A 4,911-nucleotide genomic window follows, 5' to 3' on the forward strand; every position below is an offset into this window, starting at 1 on the left:
TCATAAAGCTGTACACCAAGATAGCGAAACGACGCTTGCCCGCGCACCTCTGCCCCGGGCAAGAGCGTGCCCAAGGGCGCGCTAAATGCTGGCAGCGCGGCAAGGCAAAAGCACAAGGCAAGACACAGGCTACGCATGGGCCAGCTCAACCTGAACAACATTTGTGTGTCCGATGGCAAAGGAGGCGGCGCAAATTTCCAGATAGTATTGCCAGTTGCGAAAGAACCGCTCGCCATAGCCTTGCTCTGTAATCTTGCGCTTTTTACCGACCAATCGTTCGGCCCAGATGCGGCAGGTTTTGCCATAGTCCTGACCAAAGGCGAAATTGTCTTTGACTTGAAGCCCCGCAAGTTTTGCCTGCTCTGCGATGACCGTATCAGACAGCAGCATCCCGCCCGGAAAGACATACTGGCGGATGTAATCGGACGAGGTGCGATATGCGTCGAAAAAATCGTCGCGCACTGTGATCGCTTGCACCATCGCGCGGCCATCTTCTGCAAGATTGCGTTTGAGTGTATCGAAATAGCTGGGCCAGTATTTTTCACCAACCGCTTCGATCATTTCGATAGAAACGATGTTGTCATACCTGCCTTCGATATCGCGGTAATCGCGCAATTGAATATCGGCGCGCCCGTCAAGGCGGCAATCGGCATAGCTGTGTTGATTGCGCGAAATGGTGACGCCAGTCACATCGCGCCCCTCGCTGCTGGCCGCTTCGGCAAAGCCACCCCAACCGCAGCCAATTTCCAAGACCCGCTCGCCAGTGTTCAACCGCGACAGAACCCGTTCGTTCTTGCGGCTTTGCGCCTGAGCCAAATCATCCGTATCCTGCGCGAATATGCCCGAAGAATAGGTCATTCCTTCGTCCAGCCAGAGCTGATAAAACTCGTTCCCGACATCATAGTGCGCCCGGATATTCTTGCGCGAACCACGCTTGGAATTGACGCGCAGCACCCGATCAACCAAACGGAATTTTGCCCTGTTGAGCGGGTTTGCCTTGTCATAGCTTCCCAGATGATCGCGGTTCAGCATCGCCACAGACATCAACGCCTCGATAGACGGCGTGTCCCATAGCCCTTGAACATAGGCCTCGCCCAAGCCGACCTGGCCATGCGCAGCCATCGCCGACACCGCAGCCCAATCGTTGATCTGCATCTCTGCCTCAAGGCCGTGATCGCCAAATTGATAGCGCGCACCATCAGGTGTGCGCAGCGTGAGTTGGCCTTCATGCAGTCGGGCGCAAGTCTCTAGAAACTGCGAGGTCATGGCTTTGTTGGTCAATGTCATAGTTCAGGCCTCTGGTATTCTGGAGGGAGGGGGAATTCATCATGCGCACGATGCGCATCGCGCTGGCGATGCCATCTTCGTGAAAGCCGTGGCGATTGTAGGCACCAGCGAACCACGTATTGTTCTGGCCCTGCATCGCGCGGATTTCGCGCTGGGCCTCAAGGGCCGGTTTGTCAAAAACAGGATGGGAAAACTCGACGCTGTCATAGATCTTTTCTGCGGGGATGGGACGGGTCGGGTTCAACGTCACAAAAAGCGGATCGCTTTCAGGGATGTTTTGCAAACGGTTCATCCAGTAGGTCACGCCGACGCCGCCGTCCTGACTGCGATAGGCCCAGCTTGACCAGCACTTGCGCCGCTTTGGCATTTGTCCATCGTCGCAGTGAAGCACTGCCGTGTTGGGCTGATATCGGATCGCACCCAGCGCCGCGGCTTCGGCGGGTCTTGCATCCTCGCCCAAAATAGCCAGCGCTTGATCCGAATGGCAGGCAAAGATGATATCATCGAAATGTTGCGCGCTTTGCCCTTCTGCGGTGACGCTTACTTTCTGAGGGCCTCGTAAGACCTGGGTAACGGGTGTGCCCGTATGAATGGTGCAACCTCTTGCCACTAGCGCGGTTTGCAGGCGGCGCACATATTCGATGCTTCCGCCTTTGACGGTCCACCATTGATGTTGGCCGGTGCCTGCCAACAAGGCGTGATTGCGAAAGAAATTCACCAAGGATTTGGCCGGAAATGCGTCGACATCGGTAACAGGCGTTGACCAGATAGCGCCGCACATCGGCATCAGATAATTGTCGCGAAACCAACGCCCCAAGCCCAGTTCGTCAACCAGTTCGCCAATGGTTTTATCGTCATCTTTTGCGGCCGCTTCGGCTTCCTTGCCAAAGCGCAAGATGTCGGCAACCATCTTGTAGAATTGCGGGCGAAGGAGGTTACGCTTTTGCGCAGAGATCGCAGCGAAACTGTTCAGGCCATACTCGATCTTGCCATTGTCGATGCTGGCGCAAAAGCTCATTTCGCTTTTGATAACCGGCACGTCGAGTTCGGCAAATAACTGCGTCAGATAGGGGTAGGTGGCGTAGTTGAACACGATGAAACCCGTGTCTACCGGTTGATCGCCGTTCTTGCCTGCCAGCACGGTACGCGCATGACCACCCAAACGCGGGGCAGCCTCGAACAGGGTCACATCATGTTGGGCGGATAAATAATACGCCGCAGAAAGTCCGGAAATGCCGCCGCCGACAATGGCGATCTTGCGGCGGGGGCCTTGGGTTTGATCCAGCATGCGGTCCTCGTTCTCGTTGGTATTTGAGAGGAATACGCAGCGGTCCTGAAAACGGATCACATCTTTCGTTAAGAAAGTGGCGGCCTGGGTGATCCAATGCCGCAAGACATCCGTATTTGATCCATGATTGAACGTGTGCCCGCCCAAACCTATCACGCCCGGAAGGGCAGTCTGAAAAACGCATTTCGATATGGCGTCGATTATGTGCTGAGCGATCTAAGCAAGGGCGCGCCGCCGCTCTTATCGCTTGATCGCTTCAATCTGTTTTCGCTTCGCGCGCGCCATCATGGTGGAGAACGCGGGGCAGGGCAGGGCGTTGCTTGGTTTCGCGAAGAACTAGCGCGGCGCGGTTTTCCGACAGAAAACGCCCGGCTTCTGCTCTTAACGCAGCCCAGCTTTCTTTGGTTTCACTTTAACCCGGTGAGTTTCTGGATCGCTACAATTGATGGAACGCCACGGGCCTTTATTGCTGAAGTGAACAACACATTCGGCCATCGGCACTGCTACTTTTGCGCCCATGGTGATTTTCGACCGATTGACCAGAATGATGTGATCGAAGCAGAAAAGCTGATGCACGTATCACCCTTTCAAAAGGTTGCAGGCCAGTATCGTTTCAACTTTGGCATGACCAAGGATGCATTCAACATTCGCATTTCCTACGAGCATGGCGAGCAGGGGGTCTTGGCGACGCTGAAAGGCCCGCGCGTACCTGTGACGACAGCGGGTTTGGCTAAGGTTGCTATCCGTCGGCCGCTCGGGGCGGCGCGCGTTGTGGCGCTGATCTATTGGCAGGCGCTGAAGCTCTGGATGAAGGGCGCGCCGTTTGTGCGAAAACCTGCGCCGCCAGAACCACTAGTATCGGACAGCAAAGCACCGGGGGCAGGATGATGAAGACGTTTCAAGGCAAGACCTATTGGTTGATCGGCGCAAGCGAAGGTTTGGGCCGCGAAATTGCCAAGGGTTTGGTGAAGGCAGGGGCGCATGTGATCGTCTCCGCCCGTTCTGAAACGCGTCTGCAAGAGTTGGCGGGGGAACTTGGCGCTGCAACGGTTCTGCCCTGCGATGTAACTGATACGGTGTCTGTTCGTTGTGCGGCAGCGGCGGTAGGTTCTATCGACGGCGTGATTTATAACGCAGGCGCTTACGAGCCGATGCGCACGCAAGACTGGGATCAAGACAGCGCGCTTTCTATGGTGGATGTGAATTTTACGGGCGCGCTTCGGGTGTTGGGCCACATAGCGCCCCAATTTGCCGCGCAAAACCAAGGGGACATTACCCTGATCGGATCGTTAGCGGGCTATCGCGGGTTGCCTGCTGCAATCGGTTACGGGGCCAGTAAGGCCGCATTGATAAGTCTTGCAGAAACCATGCGCCACGATCTGCGGGGCAGCGGTGTCACTATTCGGGTCGTAAACCCCGGCTTTATCAAAACCCGCCTGACCCGCAAAAACACCTTTTCGATGCCGCAACTCATGTCGCCCGAAATGGCCGCACGTCACGTCTTGAGGGCCATGGAGCGCCGCCGTTTCAGAACCGATTTTCCGCGCCCGTTTTCATGGACGATCAGGCTATTGGATTTTCTTCCCGATTGGATCGTTTACCGCGGCGGCTGAGCAATCCCAGTGGATTGCCCAGGTCGCGGACCGCGCTAAATTCGGAAGAACGGTTGCAATAGGCGCGGCATCAATGCGTTGAAACGCAAAGGTGCATCCGTCGCTGCAAGGCAAATACAGGCATCGCCTGCATCTGCAATCGGCGTATGTTCTAACGCTTCGTCGCCGATTTCGACATCGCCAACACCGAAGCGCCCCGTTTCATCGCTAAAGCTACCTTGTAGCACCAAGGTTAACTCAAGCCCGTTGTGGCTGTGATCGGGCACCGCTTGCCCGGCAGGTATGAAAAGCAACCTGACCGACCCGCTATCGGTTGCTGACAGGATGCTCTGTTTAACGCCCATGCCAAGCGTTTTCCAACGCGGGGCCTTGCCCTTCAGGGCTTCCATCACAGGACCGGGGTAAACGCCCCGAGCGTCATAAACGGGTTCAGGTCGCACAGGCGCATCCAGCATCGCCATCAAATCGGATTTCATGCTTTTTGAAACATCAACATGATCGGAATGCTCCAGCAAAACGCCGCCAACCGCCTGATGCGCGCCAAGCGCTGCACGGCATTCATCGCAAATCGAAACATGCGTTGCGACAACCAGGGCGAAAGCATGCGGTAGATTACCTGACGCATAGGCTGCGATCATGGCATCTGGAATATGGTGTTTGATTGCAGTCATTCAGCGCAACCCCTTTAGGTCGTTTCGCAATCGGTTGAGTCCTAACCTAATG

General features: G+C 55.8%; 5 protein-coding genes. 2 read left to right on the plus strand and 3 right to left on the minus strand.

Annotated features, from left to right (window positions below):
• Nucleotides 1-129: 129 nt before the first annotated feature.
• Entirely contained in the window at nt 130-1,287 is a 1,158-nt protein-coding gene (locus WBC85_RS13995) for a class I SAM-dependent methyltransferase (protein WP_424438439.1), read from the minus strand.
• Entirely contained in the window at nt 1,226-2,575 is a 1,350-nt protein-coding gene (locus WBC85_RS14000; RefSeq protein ID WP_424438442.1) for an NAD(P)/FAD-dependent oxidoreductase, read from the minus strand. Before WBC85_RS14000 ends, WBC85_RS13995 begins: the two co-directional genes overlap by 62 nt.
• A 123-nt stretch (nt 2,576-2,698) precedes the next feature.
• Between WBC85_RS14000 and WBC85_RS14005 the strand changes: the two genes are divergently transcribed.
• On the plus strand, nt 2,699-3,463 hold the full coding sequence (locus WBC85_RS14005) for a DUF1365 domain-containing protein (protein ID WP_424438445.1): 765 nt from the start codon (nt 2,699-2,701) through the stop codon (nt 3,461-3,463).
• On the plus strand, nt 3,463-4,188 hold the full coding sequence (locus WBC85_RS14010) for an SDR family NAD(P)-dependent oxidoreductase (RefSeq protein ID WP_424438448.1): 726 nt from the start codon (nt 3,463-3,465) through the stop codon (nt 4,186-4,188). Before WBC85_RS14005 ends, WBC85_RS14010 begins: the two co-directional genes overlap by 1 nt.
• Before the next feature lie 35 nt (nt 4,189-4,223).
• Here WBC85_RS14010 and WBC85_RS14015 read toward each other — a convergent pair whose 3' ends face one another.
• Entirely contained in the window at nt 4,224-4,859 is a 636-nt protein-coding gene (locus WBC85_RS14015; protein WP_424438451.1) for a ChrR family anti-sigma-E factor, read from the minus strand.
• Nucleotides 4,860-4,911 lie beyond the last annotated feature (52 nt).

It is taken from the genome of Planktotalea sp., from assembly GCF_049680325.1.
In the GTDB taxonomy this organism is placed as follows: domain Bacteria; phylum Pseudomonadota; class Alphaproteobacteria; order Rhodobacterales; family Rhodobacteraceae; genus Planktotalea.